At 42.3% G+C, this 17,562-nt stretch carries 17 protein-coding genes; all 17 read right to left on the bottom strand.

The genetic code is table 11. The features are described 5' to 3' along the window. Positions 1-4 precede the first annotated feature (4 nt). The 17 genes from DVB69_RS04055 to lepA all read right to left on the bottom strand — a co-directional run bounded on the left by DVB69_RS04055 (position 5) and on the right by lepA (position 17,546). Positions 5-961 (bottom strand): PhoH family protein, encoded by a 957-nt coding sequence (locus DVB69_RS04055; RefSeq protein WP_116016799.1) that lies wholly within the window; start codon positions 959-961, stop codon positions 5-7. Further along, the gene (locus DVB69_RS04050) at positions 962-2,056 is read right to left on the bottom strand and encodes a sporulation protein YqfD (RefSeq protein ID WP_116016797.1); all 1,095 of its coding nucleotides are present in this window, start codon (positions 2,054-2,056) and stop codon (positions 962-964) included. After that, a complete protein-coding gene (locus DVB69_RS04045) occupies positions 2,046-2,303 on the bottom strand; it encodes a hypothetical protein (RefSeq protein WP_116016795.1) in 258 nt (85 codons plus the stop codon). The genes DVB69_RS04050 and DVB69_RS04045 overlap by 11 nt, the downstream gene beginning before the upstream one ends. A 57-nt stretch (positions 2,304-2,360) precedes the next feature. Then, positions 2,361-2,891 (bottom strand): hypothetical protein, encoded by a 531-nt coding sequence (locus DVB69_RS04040; RefSeq protein WP_116016793.1) that lies wholly within the window; start codon positions 2,889-2,891, stop codon positions 2,361-2,363. Positions 2,892-2,927: 36 nt separating this feature from the next. Then, positions 2,928-3,929, bottom strand: coding sequence for a flotillin-like protein FloA (gene floA, locus DVB69_RS04035; protein ID WP_116016791.1), 1,002 nt, complete (start codon positions 3,927-3,929; stop codon positions 2,928-2,930). Continuing rightward, on the bottom strand, positions 3,929-5,239 hold the full coding sequence (locus DVB69_RS04030) for an NfeD family protein (protein WP_370452916.1): 1,311 nt from the start codon (positions 5,237-5,239) through the stop codon (positions 3,929-3,931). The genes floA and DVB69_RS04030 overlap by 1 nt, the downstream gene beginning before the upstream one ends. A 296-nt stretch (positions 5,240-5,535) precedes the next feature. Next, positions 5,536-5,709 carry a 30S ribosomal protein S21 gene (gene rpsU, locus DVB69_RS04025; protein WP_025784794.1) on the bottom strand — a complete coding sequence of 58 codons (174 nt, stop codon included), beginning with the start codon at positions 5,707-5,709 and terminating at the stop codon, positions 5,536-5,538. A 100-nt stretch (positions 5,710-5,809) separates the two neighbouring features. Next, on the bottom strand, positions 5,810-6,478 hold the full coding sequence (deoC, locus tag DVB69_RS04020) for a deoxyribose-phosphate aldolase (RefSeq protein WP_116016787.1): 669 nt from the start codon (positions 6,476-6,478) through the stop codon (positions 5,810-5,812). 98 nt (positions 6,479-6,576) lie between these two features. Then, on the bottom strand, positions 6,577-7,914 hold the full coding sequence (mtaB, locus tag DVB69_RS04015; protein WP_116016785.1) for a tRNA (N(6)-L-threonylcarbamoyladenosine(37)-C(2))-methylthiotransferase MtaB: 1,338 nt from the start codon (positions 7,912-7,914) through the stop codon (positions 6,577-6,579). Between the two features lie 16 nt (positions 7,915-7,930). Beyond that, a complete protein-coding gene (locus tag DVB69_RS04010) occupies positions 7,931-8,671 on the bottom strand; it encodes a 16S rRNA (uracil(1498)-N(3))-methyltransferase (RefSeq protein ID WP_116016783.1) in 741 nt (246 codons plus the stop codon). 1 nt (position 8,672) lies between these two features. Next, positions 8,673-9,617 carry a 50S ribosomal protein L11 methyltransferase gene (gene prmA / locus DVB69_RS04005; protein WP_116016781.1) on the bottom strand — a complete coding sequence of 315 codons (945 nt, stop codon included), beginning with the start codon at positions 9,615-9,617 and terminating at the stop codon, positions 8,673-8,675. Positions 9,618-9,632: 15 nt separating this feature from the next. Continuing rightward, positions 9,633-10,775 carry a molecular chaperone DnaJ gene (gene dnaJ / locus DVB69_RS04000; RefSeq protein ID WP_116016779.1) on the bottom strand — a complete coding sequence of 381 codons (1,143 nt, stop codon included), beginning with the start codon at positions 10,773-10,775 and terminating at the stop codon, positions 9,633-9,635. 128 nt (positions 10,776-10,903) lie between these two features. Continuing rightward, the gene (gene dnaK, locus DVB69_RS03995) at positions 10,904-12,730 is read right to left on the bottom strand and encodes a molecular chaperone DnaK (protein WP_116016777.1); all 1,827 of its coding nucleotides are present in this window, start codon (positions 12,728-12,730) and stop codon (positions 10,904-10,906) included. A 48-nt stretch (positions 12,731-12,778) separates the two neighbouring features. After that, the gene (gene grpE / locus DVB69_RS03990) at positions 12,779-13,369 is read right to left on the bottom strand and encodes a nucleotide exchange factor GrpE (RefSeq protein WP_116016775.1); all 591 of its coding nucleotides are present in this window, start codon (positions 13,367-13,369) and stop codon (positions 12,779-12,781) included. Then, complete coding sequence (gene hrcA, locus DVB69_RS03985) at positions 13,366-14,418, bottom strand: heat-inducible transcriptional repressor HrcA (protein ID WP_116016773.1); 1,053 nt, start codon at positions 14,416-14,418, stop codon at positions 13,366-13,368. The genes grpE and hrcA overlap by 4 nt, the downstream gene beginning before the upstream one ends. A 96-nt stretch (positions 14,419-14,514) precedes the next feature. Beyond that, positions 14,515-15,648: a radical SAM family heme chaperone HemW gene (hemW, locus tag DVB69_RS03980; protein WP_116016771.1), complete on the bottom strand. Its 1,134-nt coding sequence runs from the start codon at positions 15,646-15,648 to the stop codon at positions 14,515-14,517. A 71-nt stretch (positions 15,649-15,719) separates the two neighbouring features. Beyond that, the gene (gene lepA, locus DVB69_RS03975) at positions 15,720-17,546 is read right to left on the bottom strand and encodes a translation elongation factor 4 (protein WP_199562795.1); all 1,827 of its coding nucleotides are present in this window, start codon (positions 17,544-17,546) and stop codon (positions 15,720-15,722) included. Positions 17,547-17,562: the final 16 nt, after the last annotated feature.

The following is a 17,562-nucleotide window of genomic DNA, read 5'->3' as shown; positions in this document are numbered from 1 at the left end:
CCGGTTAGGACTGCTCTTCTTCGTAGGCTTCGATGATTTTTGCAACAATAGGATGTCGTACCACGTCTGCCGGCTCCAAATATTGAAAGTGGACTTCCCGGACTTTAGACAAAATAGATTCTGCTGCAATAAGCCCAGACTTTGCACCTTTTGGTAAATCGATTTGTGTCTTATCTCCTGTAATAACCATTTTAGAGTTGAATCCCAAACGAGTTAAGAACATTTTCATTTGAGCGTGCGTCGTGTTTTGCGCTTCATCGAGAATGACAAATGCATCGTCAAGTGTCCGTCCTCTCATGTAAGCCAGCGGAGCAATTTCTATAGTGCCACGTTCAATTAACCGTTCCGTATGTTCAGCCCCTAACATATCATGGAGCGCATCGTAAAGCGGACGCAAATACGGATCGACTTTGTCTTTTAAGTCGCCAGGTAAAAAGCCTAAACTCTCTCCTGCTTCCACTGCCGGTCGCGATAAAATGATTCGTTTAGCGGAACCGGTTTTCATCGCATGGACTGCAAGTACAACCGCAAGATACGTTTTTCCTGTTCCAGCAGGTCCAATACAAAATGTCAGATCGTTCTGTCGGATCGCTTGAACATATTCACGTTGTCCGATTGTTTTAGCTCGGATGACTTTACCTTTACTGTTACGAGCGATTTCCACGTCATACAGTTCAGCAAAGTATTCAATAGTACCATTATTCACCATTTCAATAGCAGTTGCAACATCTCGTTGGTTGATTTGAATTCCTTTACGAATCACTTTTAAAAGTTGTTCCAAAAGCTGTTTCGCTGCATCCGTGTTCTCTTCTGACCCTTTAAGAGAAATCGTTTCACCTCGTGACAGTACAACTACGGATAGATTTTCTTCAATAAGTTTAATGTTTTGGTCGGAAATGCCAAGCAACATGATCGCTTCGTTTGGATCTTCTAGGTGTAGTTGAAGTAGTTGTTCACTCAATTAATCGTCTCCCCCTTGGGATAATGGTCTTTTTACCGCGATATTTTCGTTGATCAGAAAAAGGATAGTCCCTGTTACTTTATCACTATCAAACGTCACCTGTAAAATATTTTCATCCTTTATATCCTTTTCAAATGAGGTTTCAGAGAGTAATTTATGTTTTAATAACGGCACTAAAATTTTTTTCTCCGTTCCTTCTTCTAACGTAATTGTTTTAACGGTGTCATCCACTTCTTCTTTCCACTCTACAATTTTCCAAAATGGACGATCGGGCGATGTTTGTTTCAACCAGGGTAGGTGCCATTCTAGTACCACATTCTTCTCCCCAGCTGCACGGTATTGAATCGTTTTAGGTAACGTGAATTTGTACTCAAGCCAATAATCTGCAAAGACAGCGCCTTCCGCACCTACTACCGACACCTTGTCGCCTTGTTCTAATACACCAGTCGCCAGCAGATCTCCCTTTTTAACGGTTTGGTTTAGTCGAGCGACCCTTTCCCCACTTTTCAGCTGAAAGCCTGTAATGACCCCTCCAGTGCGTGCTGCTAGCTCGCCAGGCTTACCAGTTTTCTCAACATTGCTGGTAGTGTTAGGTGACATCATCGGAATAACTGTGAGTGTTGCCCCCTTTTTTTCAAAGCGCACCCAAGATAAGTCAGGCTCATCAGTCATGATCAGACTACGAATTGTTCCTTCATCTGGTAGCTGACGTAACAATTTCATGGGAACGACTGCTGATTGTTCCAACTTTTGTTCAATGCGTTCCGCAATTTCAGGATGTTCTGAATCCACGTTTACTTGCCACAAAAATAGAGCGGCGAGAAACGGGATGATGCAGAGTAGTAAAGCAGACCATGAATGGAATAACCTATTGACTGGGGTTCCATCCCCTATGCGAACTACATGAACCTTTAACTTTAGTCGTCGTCTATTTGCCCGAATATACCGCAAACCACTCGTGTCTGTCCGAAACCAAATTGCACCATCTATATGCTCAAGACTTGAAACACGTTGTTTATTCTGGATCATCTCATTGACAAGATGGGTAGGCTTTCCACCCCCGCTCAATTCAATGTCATATTGCTTACGTTTCATGGACCTCCCCTTCCTTCAACTCTTTAATAATTCGAAGTTCATGAAGCTCAGTGAAGGAGAGTAACGCCGATTGTTCCATTAACATGTCAAAATGAATATCAGTGCCTTTAATATGGATTACATAGCCTTCCTTACGTATCTTTGCGAAACCTTGTGAAATTATCACCAACTCATAGCCACCCAAAATTTTGAGTGAAGTTAACTCTTCCACTGATATTAAAGAACCCATTTCAAATAGTTTTCTCAACGAATTGACCCCCTATACCATTCTTATGCTCGGTACAGGGGGTCAATGCGTATGTGTTTATTGTTTTGATTTCGGTGGTCCAAGAATTTCCGAAAATACAATCCCTTTTAGGATATCTTGTCTACTCGTAACATCTACATTCAGAGATTCACTCTTCACAAACCGCTGTTGGTCTGGGTTGTGTGTTGAAAGTCTACCTGAAGATCGAGAGTTCGCTGGTCTTTCAGCTCGAACTGATTGAGGCTTTACAGGCTTCTTCACAGGTGCTTCAGGAATTGAAACAGGTTCAACTGGTGCCGCTTGTTGCGCAACCGTTTTACGCTGGTCTTCTTGAATTTCCTTATAAATTTCACCTGTAAGCTCTTTTAATCTTTTAAAAGGATCCATATGTTCAGAAGAAGATGCCTGCCGAGTTTCAGACGGTTGAGCTCGTTGTGCCATCGGTTGTCTCTCTGTCATAGGTTGCTTTTGAGGCATCTCTGTTTTCTGAGGTGTCCCTTGCTTCTGATTCTGATCTCCGCCCTTATTCTTTTTACTGAATAACGTACTGAGAAGTCCGATCACAATCAGAATTATAATTTGTTCCATCAGCACATCCCCTTTCCGGGAAGTTGCGGCTTACCATTAGTTCTTCGGCTTATTGTCCTCATCACCAGAACCGCTTATTTTCCCGATGGAATCCCTCATACCTGTATCTGCTTGAAGGTTCTTGTAATTCATATAATCCATCACGCCGATATTGCCGCTACGAAGTGCTTCAGCCATAGCAAGTGGTACTTCTGCTTCTGCTTCCACTACTTTAGAGCGCATTTCAACAACTTTGGCACTCATTTCTTGTTCACTTGCAACAGCCATTGCACGACGTTCTTCCGCTTTTGCCTGTGCAATATTCTTATCTGCTTGTGCTTGCTCAGTTTGAAGTTCTGCACCAATGTTCTTACCGATATCAACGTCCGCGATATCAATGGATAAGATTTCAAATGCTGTTCCAGAATCCAACCCTTTTGTAAGGACTGTTTGAGAAATCAAATCCGGATTCTCCAACACTTTTGCGTGATTGATAGAAGAACCGATTGTACTAACAATACCTTCACCAACACGCGCAACAATTGTCTCTTCACCAGCACCACCGACGAGGCGGTCGATGTTAGCACGAACAGTAATACGTGCTTTCGCTTTTACTTCGATACCGTTCATCGCAACACCTGCGATGAATGGTGTTTCTATAACTTTAGGGTTTACAGACATTTGCACAGCTTGCAACACGTCACGACCTGCAAGGTCAATTGCTGCAGCACGTTCAAACGTCAATTCAATATTTGCACGTTGAGCTGCAATCAATGCGTTAACGACGCGGTCCACGTTACCACCCGCAAGGTAGTGACTTTCTAGCTGATTAATCGTCACATCCACTCCAGCTTTGTGCGCTTTAATGAGTGGGTTTACAACACGACTCGGAATAACTCTACGGAGACGCATTCCGACGAGTGTTAAGATACTCACTCTAACTCCTGCTGATATTGCGGAAATCCACAATGCAACAGGTACAAACGTAAAGAACACAGACAACACGATAATCGCAGCGACGGCGATTACTACAATCCCAATTAGACTACCACTGATCATTATTCATTTCCCTCCATTTCTTGAAGTTCCCTGACAACTGTCCGAGATCCTTCAACTTTCACTATCTTAACATGCTTTCCTTTATCGATGTAGTTTCCTTCTGAAACGACATCAATACGTTCTCCATCCATTACAATTGCTCCCGACGGACGAAGAGGTGTCAGCGTGACTGCTGTTTTACCAAGCCAGTCGACACGGTTTACATTCGAAACATACCCACTTTCGGTGTCTGTAGCATCCATAAGAATCATTCTGTTTAACAAATGCAGCTTCTTTCCAAAGAATTTCATAATAACCACCATCCCCGTTATAGCAATCACGATTGCAATGAGCACTGATATTGCCATATATGCAGGATTCGCACCTGCCATTATAATACTACCGGTTACAGCGACTGCACCTGCTACTCCTGCAATTCCATGAGGCAAGAACAACTCCGCGACAATTAATCCCGCACCAAGGAGGAACAAGAGAATTGCTTCATAGCCTGCTAAACCGGCTATCAAATGTCCGTAGAAAAAGAGTAACAACGCTGATCCTCCCATTGTTCCCGCAACTCCAAATCCTGGAGAGTACAATTCTACGATTAAACCAAGTCCTGCTATTGACAGCAAGATCGGAACGACTACAGGATTGGTAATGAACCGGGCAATTTGTTCACTGAACGTTGGATCGGTAGAGATAGTTGTTGCATCTTTCATCCCGATTTCCGCTAACAACTCACCATAATTAGCGACCGTCCCTTCACTGTAACGGACATCGGGTAAGGCGGCTTCTTCATCTCTTAATGTTAACAATTCACCTTTACCTGCACGAAATTCCGGTATATCTTCTTCTGGATTTGCCATAGCTAACGCAAATCTTGGATCTCTGTCTTGCGACTTTGCAGCGTTTATCATAGCCGCAGACCATGCGCTTTGTGCTTTCTTGTCTGCCGCATTGCCTGAGCCGTCAATTATTGCCGCTGCACCTATTGTAGAACCTGGAGCCATATAGATTTTGTCTGCATGAAGGGCTAGAAACGCACCAGCTGATAATGCCCTTTTGTTGATGTATGCGACAATATCAAGCTCGGTTTCATCCATTAGCTTCGCGATTTCATCAGCAGCGTCTGTAAAGCCGCCTGGTGTATTAATATCAAGCACAATTACATCTGCACCTGATTCCTCGGCTTCTTTAAAAGACCGCTTCAGAAAGGCATACAAGCCTTTTTCTACTTCATTATGAATCGGTACTTTGTAAACGGTTCCAGTTTTCGCTAGTGATGTAGCCGAAAACGGAATTGCAATGGCTGATACTATAAGTGTCACTAGCAGAAATCCTCTTATGAGCTTCTGCAATTATCCCACCTACTTTCTAAGTTGATTGTCCTTCAAGTATACCTATTATACGAACGAAACACACGTAAGTTTCACTATCCGAAAAGTTTTGTGAATAAATAAGTTCGTTAGTCGATGATGTGTATTATTGATTATATTTGAAAAGCTCTACAAACAAGCAATCCGATTGTAGATTCAAAAAAATAAGCCGGAAAATCCATAGGATTTCCGGCTTACGCGCATTTTACTGGGTTAACGTTGCTTTAAGCAAACAATATAGGAGTTAATCAGAATTTGCGTTTACGAGCAGCTTCAGATTTCTTTTTACGCTTAACACTTGGCTTCTCATAAAACTCATGCTTTCTTACGTCTTGTATCGTACCACTCTTTGATACAGTACGTTTGAAGCGGCGAAGAGCATCTTCAAGTGATTCGTTCTTACGAACAGTTGTTTTAGTCATCTCTTGTCCCTCCCTCCGAACACACTTCGAACATAGCATACTGCTATGTACTTGAAAATTATAACGTATTATTTTCTAACGGTCAATATAAAAGATGAAATTAATAGTCGGATTTTGACTGAAGACCATTCATGATCGCTACGCCGGAGCTTGCACCAATGCGAGTTGCACCCGCTTCTTTCATAGCTGTTAAGTCTTCTAAACTGCGAACTCCACCCGAAGCTTTAACGCCCATTTTAGGTCCAACCGTACTGCGCATCAATTTAACATCTTCTATTGTTGCTCCTCCAGTTGAAAAGCCTGTCGAGGTTTTCACGAAATTCGCTTTCGCTAGAACCGCTAATTCACAAGCTGTACGCTTTTCTTCATCGGTTAGCAGAGACGTCTCAATAATCACTTTAACGATTGCGTTGCCTGCAGCTGCGTTGACAACAGCTTCGATATCTTGTTGCACCGATTTCGTATCTCCACTTTTTAAAGCGCCGATGTTAATGACCATATCGATTTCGCTAGCACCATTTTCAATTGCATTTCTCGTTTCAAAAGCTTTTACATCAGACGTTGTTGCACCGAGAGGAAAACCAATAACTGTGCACGTTTTTACTGATGTTCCCTTAAGCAGTTCTGCAGCCATTTTTACCCATGTCGGGTTCAAACAAACAGAAGCAAATTCATATTGCTTAGCTTCATTGCAAAGTTCTATAACCTGTTCTTTTGTTGCATCTGCCTTTAAAAGTGTGTGATCGATCATTTTTGCTATTGAATTCATTTTTATGACCTCCTGGAGGATGTACGTACCTCTTCCATCATATCAGAATTAAGCCCGCTAGAAAAGAAACCACTAGGCACACTGCCCAGTGGTTTTAATTAGTGGACTAATTCTTGTTCTAGCACTCGAACAAATTGTCCTTCGTTATATGGATATCCTGCTTTCAATACTTTCACACGAACAATTTTACCGACCATTGCCTCGTCAGCAGGGAATACCACTTTTAAATAATTGTCCGTATACCCTACGTACAAGTCACTTTCTGGATCTTCTTTGAACTTTTCTTCCGGGATAACTTCAAGAACGTCCCCTTCAAATTCAGCTGCATACTGCTTTGCAAGTTGATCATTCAATTCGATCAGTCGATGAACGCGATCGTTTTTGACGACTTCATCGACTTGGTCTTCCATGCGTGCTGCAGGTGTTCCTGTACGCTTTGAGTATGGGAATACATGCAGCTCAGAGAAACGATGATCACGGATGAAATTATAGGTCTCCATAAACTCTTCTTCCGTTTCACCTGGGAATCCGACAATCACGTCTGATGTGATCGCTAGATGGGGCAATGCCTCACGAAGACGATCCAAACGCTCCGCAAAGAACTCCATTGTATATTTACGACGCATTCTTTTTAGAACCGTATTAGAACCGGATTGGATGGGTATGTGCAAATGGCGAACGATAATTGACGAGTTATTTAACACCTCTATCACTTCATCGGTCAACTGACTTGCCTCAATCGAACTAATGCGAAGCCTTTTGAGCCCTTTAACTTTTGTTTCGAGGTCTATCAATAACTTAGCTAGATTATAGTCTTTCAAATCCTCACCATAGCCACCGGTATGAATACCTGTTAATACGATTTCCAGATATCCAGCATCGACTAATTGCTGGGCTTGACGGACAACTTCTTCAGGGTCACGTGATCGCATAAGTCCACGAGCCCAAGGGATGATACAAAAAGTACAGAAGTTGTTACATCCTTCTTGGATTTTCAATGATGCACGTGTACGGTCAGTGAATGCAGGTACATCCAGTTCCTCATACACCCGATTTTTCATGATGTTACGGACTGCATTAATTGGCTGTCGTTCTTCACGATATTCTTCGATGAGCCCTAGTAATTTAGTACGATCTTGAGTTCCGACAACGATATCCACGCCAGGGATCGCCATGATTTCAGCTGGAGATGTCTGTGCATAACAACCTGTTACACAAATGACTGCATCTGGATTTTGGCGAACCGCACGACGAATGACTTGCCGGCTTTTTTTGTCCCCTGTATTCGTAACTGTACATGTATTAATGACATAAACATCGGAGTTTTTTTCAAAGTCAGTACGGTCATATCCAGCATCCTTGAAAAGTTGCCAGATTGCTTCAGTTTCATAGTGATTCACTTTACAGCCCAATGTATGGAAGGCAACCAATGACATCAGCTGCTCACCTCTTTCATTCGAATTCGTAAGACATAGCGGATAACACATATAATGGCGCAGTTTCTGTGCGAAGAATACGAGGTCCAAGCGATATAGGTAAGAACCCAGCAACCCTTAAAATTTCAGCTTCAGATCTTGATAGACCACCTTCAGGTCCGAATAAGACCAGTATCGATTGTCCATGATACACCTTCTCCAGACGTACTGCAATTCTTTTAGAAGTTCCTTCTTTTGCTTCTTCTTCGTCTGCAAAGAGGCAAACATCGAAAGACTCTGCTAGCTTCACAATCTCTTTAAAAGTGAGTGGTTCGGAAATCTCTGGAATGACTGTCCTATGAGATTGTTCAGCGGCTTCTTTTGCAATTTTACGAAGCCTCGCTGTTTTTTTGTCGCCCTTTTTTTCGTCCCATTTTACAATTGAACGCTCCGCTTGGAAAGGGATGATGCCTGTCATTCCTAGTTCAGTTCCTTTTTGGGCTATTAACTCCAACTTATCCCCTTTAGGTAAACCACATGCTAAAGTAACTTGGACTGGAAGCTCTGCTTGTGAAGAAATAGTGCCAGTATCCTGAACAGTTACCCTATTTTCATCCATCCGATGTATCGTTGCAATGTGGCCAACACCTTCAGACACACAACAAATCTCTTCGCCTTCTCGCATTCTCATAACACGTGTAATATGTTTTTCATCTTCACCAGTTATTGCTGCATAGCCATCAACATCAAACGGCTTTTCAAGAAAATAGCGTTGCACGTTATTCCCCCCGTTTACGGGCAATCAAGGCAACCCAGTCTTCCATTACAACAGATTCAACGATTTCAAATCCTTTTTGAATAAGATCTTCTTTTACAAAGTCTTTTTTCGCACCGATAATTCCTGATACGATAAACAGTCCATTATCGGCTAATAATTGATAGGCATCTTGAGAGAATGTGACAATCACTTCAGCTAGGATATTTGCTACGATTAAATCTGCCGGCTCTTTTACAGAATCCAAAAGATTCCCCTGCATAACGTCTACTCTTTTATCGCAATGGTTTAACTCAATATTTTCTTTGGCTGAGCGAACGGCAACTTCATCTAGATCTAGAGCTAATACTCGTTTAGCAGACAACAAGGTAGCACCTATTGCGAGAACACCTGACCCCGTTCCAACATCGATCACATAGTCTTCTGGCTTCACATACTTTTCAAGTGCTTGCAAACACATGACGGTAGTTGGATGAGTCCCTGTGCCAAATGCCATGCCTGGATCCAGTTCAATGATGAGCTCATCGGATTCCACTGGTTCATATGTTTCCCATGTTGGAACAATTGTGAAGCGGCCTGAAATCTTCACTGGATGATAATACTTTTTCCAAGCAGTCGCCCAGTCTTCTTCATCCACTTCAGTTGTCGTGATGGCTTTCTTCCCTGTATCTAAATTGAATTGCTGAAGTTTATCAATCGATTCGCTAATTTCTTGTACGGTTTCTTTTAAGAAGCTGCTTGCCGGTAAATATGCTTTCACGACAACACCTTCAGAGGGAAAGTCTTCCGGATCCAGATCGTAGATTTCGCCGAAACGATCTTCATGGGTGCGTTCCGGTTCGCCGGAGTCTTCAATGACTACACCACTCGCCCCTGCCTCATGGAGAATGTTAGCAACTGCCTCAGTTGCCTCATTTGTCGTATGAATCGCTATTTCAGACCATTTCACGTAAGCTCAGTCCTTTCAATCACCTTTAATCGATCGTTTGATTTTATCAAATAGTGAACTTGAATATTCCCCCGGAGCGCCGCCATCAATCGAAGCGAATTCACGAAGCAGTTCTTTTTGTTTTTCGGTCATTTTCTTAGGTGTCAGCAATTTTATAATTACATGTTGGTCACCAATTCCATGCCCATGTACATTCTGAATCCCTTTTCCACGTAAACGGAATGTAGTACCCGGCTGTGTGCCAGCAGGAATTTTCAAATTCACCGAACCATGAATCGTCGGCACTTCTATTTCATCCCCGAGAGCTGCTTGCGGGAATGTCAGTGAGACCTCCAACAGAATATCATCAGCTTCACGAATGAACTTCTCATGCGGTCGTACACGGAATACGATATACAGATCCCCTGATGGTCCGCCATTCACACCAGCTTCACCTTGACCTGCTACGCGTAACTGTTGCCCGTCGTCTACACCTGCAGGAATTGTTATCTTAATTTTTTTACGTTTCTTGACTCTACCGTTACCGTGACAAGTTTCGCACTTCTCCGGAATAATCTTACCTGTTCCTTGACAGACGTTACATACTTTTCGGTTTACCATTTGACCGAGTGGTGTGTTTTGAGTAACTGAAATCTGTCCTGTTCCACCACAATTTGTACAAGTTTTTACTGATGTACCTTTTTTTGCGCCAGTTCCGTCACATGTATCACACACTTCTTCGCGTGGTATTTCAATTTCCGTTTCCTTACCGAATGCAGCCTCCATGAAATCAACAGTCATTGTGTATTGGAGATCATCTCCTTTACGTGGAGCATTGGGATCGCGACGTCGGCTTCCACCACCGCCTCCGCCAAAGAATGAACTGAAAATGTCGTCGAATCCAAAGCCATCGCCTCCGCCACCAAAGCCGCTGAAGCCTCCTCCGCCAAAACCTTGGTTAGGATCTGCATGACCATACTGATCGTAGGATGCGCGCTTATTTTCATCGCTTAACACTTCGAATGCTTCTGTTGTTTCTTTAAACTTCGCCTCCGCGCCTTCCTCTTTGTTCAAGTCAGGGTGGAATTGCTTAGAAAGTTTACGATACGCTTTCCTGATTTCTTCTTTGGTAGCCGTCTTCGGCACACCAAGCACTTCATAATAATCGCGTTTGCTCATTGTCTACACTCCCGAAACTCATTTAGCATTGTGTGCATTGTAACACTTTTTGAGTAAGATATGGTAACAAACGAAAAAGCCAAAGCCGGAATATCGGACTTTGACTTTTCCGTCAATCAGTTACTGATTTAGTTTTTCTTATCGTCTTCAACTTCTGAGAAATCAGCGTCAACAACACCATCATCTGAATCAGTTGCATTTTCGCCTTGTGCATTAGCTTCTGCTTGAGCTTGCTCATACATTTTCATTGTCATTTGTTGAACGACTTGTTCAAGTGCATCTTTCTTCTCTTTCATCTCTTCAAGATTGTTCGCTTCGATAGCCGTTTTTAATGCTTCTTTCGCTTCTTCAACGCTTTTCACTTCTTCTTCAGAAACTTTGCCTTCCAAGTCTTTCAATGTCTTTTCAGACATGAATACGAGTTGGTCCGCTTCGTTACGAAGGTCCGCTTCTTCTTTTTGCTTCTTATCTTCTTCAGCATGCGCCTCTGCGTCTTTTACCATGCGATCGATATCATCGTCAGAAAGACCTGAGCTCGATTGGATTGTAATGTTTTGTTCTTTTTGTGTGCCCATATCTTTCGCTTTAACGGTAACAATACCGTTTTTGTCGATATCGAAAGTTACTTCGATTTGTGGCACGCCGCGTGGAGCTGGTGGGATATCCGTCAACTGGAAACGACCAAGTGTTTTGTTATCAGTTGCCATCGCACGCTCACCTTGAAGCACGTGGATGTCTACAGCTGGCTGGTTATCAGCAGCAGTTGAGAACACTTGTGATTTACTAGTTGGAATCGTTGTATTACGGTCAATCAACTTGGTGAACACGCTACCCATAGTTTCAATACCAAGTGAAAGCGGTGTAACGTCAAGCAATACTACGTCTGTTACGTCTCCAGTTAGGATTGAACCTTGAACTGCTGCACCCATCGCGACTACTTCGTCAGGGTTTACGCCTTTAAATGGCTCTTTCCCTGTTTCTTTCTTAATCGCTTCTTGAACTGCTGGAATTCGTGTAGAACCCCCAACTAGAATAACACGATCCAAATCAGAAGGAGAAAGATCAGCATCTTTAATTGCCTGACGTGTTGGAACCATTGAACGTTCAACAAGTGAAGCAGTTAATTCGTCAAACTTAGTACGCGTTAACGAAATTTCTAAGTGAAGTGGTCCTGCTTCGCCTGCTGTGATGAATGGAAGTGAAATTTGTGTAGATGTAACGCCAGACAAATCTTTTTTCGCTTTTTCTGCAGCATCTTTCAAGCGTTGCATAGCCATTTTGTCTTTAGAAAGGTCAATACCGTTTTCTTTACGGAATTCTTGTACTAGGTAATCGATGATCAAGTCATCGAAGTCATCTCCACCTAGTTTGTTATCTCCAGCAGTTGAACGTACTTGGAATACACCGTCACCTAGTTCAAGGATTGATACGTCAAATGTACCGCCCCCAAGGTCATAAACTAGAATTGTCTGATCCTCATCTGTTTTATCTAAACCGTAAGCAAGGGCTGCAGCTGTTGGTTCGTTAATGATACGCTCTACTTCTAATCCAGCAATTTTTCCTGCGTCTTTGGTTGCTTGACGCTGAGCATCGTTAAAGTATGCAGGTACAGTAATAACAGCTTTCGTTACTTTTTCACCAAGATACTCTTCTGCATAACCTTTCATATATTGAAGAATCATTGCAGAAATTTCTTGTGGTGAATATTCTTTGTCTTCAACTTTTTCTTTGTAGTCTGTACCCATGTGACGCTTAACTGACATAATCGTGTTGGGGTTTGTAATTGACTGGCGTTTTGCTACTTCACCGATTTGTCGTTCTCCATTTTTGAATGCAACAACAGATGGAGTTGTCCGATTACCTTCAGGATTTGGAATTACTTTTGCTTCTCCACCTTCAAATACAGATACTACTGAGTTTGTTGTCCCTAAGTCGATACCGATAATTTTACTCATATTAAAATTCCTCCTAAGTTTGTTCATCAAAGTTTTTTAGTTGAATGCTTATTCGTTTACTTTAACCATTGCCGGTCGGAGCACACGATCTTTCAACGTATACCCTTTTTGCAATACTTCAAGCACAGATCCTGATGGGAAGTTCTCGTCTGAATCCGTCATTACCGCTTGATGGTAATTCGGATCGAACTCAATGCCAGCTGCCTCAATTTCAGTTAGTCCGGATGATTTTAGCGCTTCTTCAAAACTCCGGAAAACCATTTCCATTCCTGTTAGAAGAGATTTAGCATCGTCACTTTCAGCTTTCACAGATAGTCCACGCTCAAAGTTATCCAATACCGGCACAAGATTCGTTAACACTTCCTGCGAACGATATTTTTGCAATGCTTCTTTATCTAACGTTGCTCTACGACGAGTATTGTCCATGTCCGCTAAGACCCGCAGACGTCTATTCTCTTCTTCCTGCAACTTTGTCTTCAACTCTTTAATTTCAGCATCTTTTAGTTCCTCTGCTGTAAGAGTTACTTGTTCTTCCACTTCAATTGCATCATCTTCAACTGTATCGGCTGTTATTACTTCGTCCTGTACTACAGAAGTTTCGGTTTCTAGCTCTTCAGATGGTTGTTTTTTTTCTGTCATGATTCGTTCCTCCTATCCGTTCTTCCGTCAAGCGTGAGTCTTGCTAATGCGCTAGATAGATCATCACTGATAATGTCCAGCAATGTAATCACTCTTCCATAATCCATCCGTTTGGGTCCAATGATTGCAATCGAGCCTGTCATATTAGTACCAACTGCATATGCTGTCGTTATGACACTAAAATCATCTAGTGTTTGCTCATTGTTTTCCGACCCAATACGGACTTGTATGCCAGCAAGATCATTTTTGAACAATGTGAGCGGCATTCCTTGCTCGATAGCTTCTAAAAACGTTTTAACTTTTTGAACATCATTAAATTCCGGTTGTTTCATCATGTTCATCTGACCGCTATAAAATAACCGTTCTTCCGTTTTCCCTGACATGGCGTCTTGAAGGGAAGTAAGAATGTTCCCTGCGTTTTTGACATGCCGGTCAAACAGCATTTTCGATTCGGTAGCTAGTTTACGCGGTATTTCAGACAGCGGAGTTCCGACAAGTCGCTCATTCAAGAGATTGACCATTTTCTCAATATCCGAAGGCGATAATCCGTCAGCTGCATCGAATACATGATTTTCCACTCTCCCACTATCCGTCACCATAATGGCGACTGCTTTCGTACCTGACAGTGGAACTATAGAAAACCGTTTCACTTTATGAGCCGTAGTATCCGGTCCAAGTAATACAGTCGTATAGTTTGTCAGTTCCGAGAGAATAGAAGCTGAATTTCTGATGAGTACTTCCGCTTCCAGCACTTTCTCCTGAAAGATCGAACGTAATTGAAGGTTATCCTCCATTTTTAGCTTTTGAGGTGACAGCAAGTGGTCGACATAAAATCGATATCCTTTTTCAGAAGGAACCCTTCCGGAAGACGTATGCGGTTTTTCAAGAAAACCCATTTCTTCTAGATCCGCCATCTCATTTCGGATGGTCGCCGGACTAAAAGGAGCTTCCTCCTTTTTGGAAAGTTGCCGGGAGCCCACAGGCTGAGCGGATTCGATGAAGTCGTTAACCGTCAGTTGCAAGATAAGCAATTGCCTGTTTGTCAACATAATCATCACTCCTGTTAGCACTCCTTGTGAATGAGTGCTAATACTACTCATAATTTATCAAAACAAAACGACAGTGTCAAACATTTGAATCGGGTTTCATCCAAGAAATTGCTGAAAAGCTTCATTTCCTTTAAAAATACCGTTTCGGGTTAGTCTGATTCGATTTTCATGCTGTTCAACCAAGTCTTTTTGAATGAGGTCCTGAATAACTGCTCCATATTTTTCTTCCAATGATACCCCGAATTTTTCTGCGAAGTGCTTTACAGAAACCCCTTCAGTTTTTCTAAGTCCGAGAAACATTTCTTCCTCCATACTTTCTTTCAGAGTTACTGTGCTTTCTTCTTTCCTCGGCAATTCTCCTGTTTCTACATGCTCCATATAGCGTTTTAGTGGTGCTATATTTGCATAACGGACCCCATTTAGATAACCATGGGCACCTGCACCGATACCAGCGTATTCATCATTCTCCCAGTAGATCATATTGTGGATAGACTCACTCCCAGGAATTGCGAAATTACTGATTTCATATTGAGATTTTCCTGCTTGCTCCATTCTGTCGATGAGCTCGCCAAACATCACCGTCTCTTCATCTTCACCCGGTAGAGGTAATCTTCCTTTGTTCATCAAGTTATAGAACACTGTCTTCGGCTCAATAATTAATGAGTATCCAGAGTAATGCGGTAGCTCAAGCGCCAATGCTTGGTCTAATGTGTCTTTCCATTGAGTTTGTGTTTGTCCTGGCAATGCATAGATCAAATCGATGCTGATGTTTTCAAAGCCAGCTCGTCTTGCGTTATTGACAACATCAATCGCTTGTTTTGGACTGTGGGAACGCCCAATTTTTTTCAAAAGCCCCTCATCGAAGGACTGAACTCCGAGACTTAGCCGTTTTACTTGTCCGTTTTTCAATACATTCAACTTATCCAGTGTTAACTCATCGGGATTCGCCTCAGTTGAAAACTCCGTTAAATTTTTGACGTTTATATGGCTGTGAACGATGTACAGCAACCGATCCAACTGTTTTGCGGTTAGTGCTGTAGGAGTTCCACCTCCGAAGAAGACCGTTTCAACCTTTGTAAAATCGGATCCACTTTGTTTTAATAACGTCAGTTCTTTGTCAATCATCTCGATGTATTCATCCACTGGCTGGTTTTCAAAAAAAACTTTGTTGAAATCGCAATAGTGGCAGATTTGGTGGCAGAATGGGATGTGGATGTAAATACCTCTCATTAGTTGTTTTCCCTCCTGTAAACGCCAAACAGAGGGCTATACGCCCTCTGCTCGTGCAGCTTGTAATTCATTTATTCTTCGTCCATACGTAGGACTGCCATGAACGCCTCTTGCGGAACTTCTACAGACCCTACTTGTTTCATCTTCTTTTTACCTTCTTTTTGCTTTTCAAGAAGTTTTCTTTTTCGTGAAATGTCTCCACCATAACATTTAGCAAGAACATTTTTACCCATTGACTTGATCGTTGAACGAGCAATTATTTTTTGTCCGATTGCGGCTTGTACGGGAACTTCGAATTGCTGGCGTGGAATTAAGGATCTAAGCTTTTCAACAATTGCTTTTCCTCGATCGTAAGCAAAATCACGATGAACGATAAAGCTAAGTGCATCGACAGTTTCTCCATTCAACAAGATATCCATTTTGTTCAGTTTCGATTTCTTATAGCCAATCAATTCATAATCAAGTGATGCATACCCTTTCGTCCCTGACTTCAACTGATCGAAGAAGTCATAAACGATTTCCGCCAATGGCAGTTCGTAAAAGATGTTGACACGTGAAGAATCCATATAGTCCATGGTTAGGAAATTGCCGCGTTTTTTCTGACAAAGTTCCATAACTGAACCGACATAATCATTCGGCACCATAATAGACGCTTTAACATAAGGTTCTTCCACGTATTCCGTTTTTTGTGCATCTGGCATCATTGATGGATTGTCGACCTTCATTTCACTACCATCCGTCAGGACGACATTGTAAATAACACTTGGTGCCGTTGTGATTAAGTCGATATTAAACTCTCTTTCAATTCGTTCTTGAATGATTTCCATATGAAGAAGCCCTAAAAAGCCACAACGATATCCGAAACCAAGAGCTTGTGAGGTTTCCGCTTCGTATTCCAAAGCTGAGTCATTGAGCTCAAGTTTCTCCAGGGCATCCCGAAGATCATTATACTTAGAAGTATCAATCGGATATAAGCCGCAGAACACCATAGGATTCATCTTACGGTATCCTTCTAATGCTTTGTCTGCAGGATTTTCTGCAAGTGTTATTGTATCTCCTACTCGCGTATCTCCGACTGTTTTAATGGCTGCTGACAAATAGCCGACATCTCCTACAGTCAGTTCATCCCGTGGAGAGATTTTCGGAGTGAAGACTCCTAGGTCGACGACTTCGAATTCTTTTCCAGTTGCCATCATACGAATTGTATCTCCTGGTTTAACAGAACCTTCCATAATTCGAATGTTGACAATGACTCCTTTATATTGGTCATAATGAGAGTCAAAAATTAATGCCTTTAGTGGCGCACTAGGGTCTCCTGTTGGAGCTGGGACTTTTTCTACGATCTGTTCGAGGATTTCTTCAATCCCGATTCCTGCTTTTGCTGATGCCAAGACTGCTTCTGATGCATCGATGCCGATTACATTCTCGATTTCGTCTTTCACACGTTCTGGATCAGCGGCGGGTAAATCGATTTTGTTGATGACCGGCAAAATCTCCAAATCATTATCAAGAGCTAAGTATACATTCGCGAGCGTCTGCGCTTCGATACCCTGAGCCGCATCTACTACGAGAATTGCGCCTTCACAAGCGGCCAGACTACGAGACACTTCGTACGTAAAGTCGACGTGCCCTGGTGTATCAATCAAGTGGAATGTATAGTCTTCCCCATTCTTTGCAGTATATGAGATCTGAACAGCATTCAGTTTGATGGTGATTCCACGTTCCCTCTCAAGATCCATCGAGTCGAGGGTTTGTGACTTCATTTCTCGCGCAGTAATCGTTTCAGTTTTTTCAAGCAAGCGATCGGCGAGAGTCGATTTCCCGTGGTCGATATGAGCAATAATTGAAAAGTTTCGTATATTTTTCTGTCGTTCCACTTTCTGTTGATGATTCATCATAATTTTCACTCCTAAT

It is taken from the genome of Sporosarcina sp. BI001-red (assembly GCF_003384035.1).
Classification (GTDB): domain Bacteria; phylum Bacillota; class Bacilli; order Bacillales_A; family Planococcaceae; genus Sporosarcina.
This window is presented reverse-complemented; position numbering and strand designations above follow the sequence as displayed.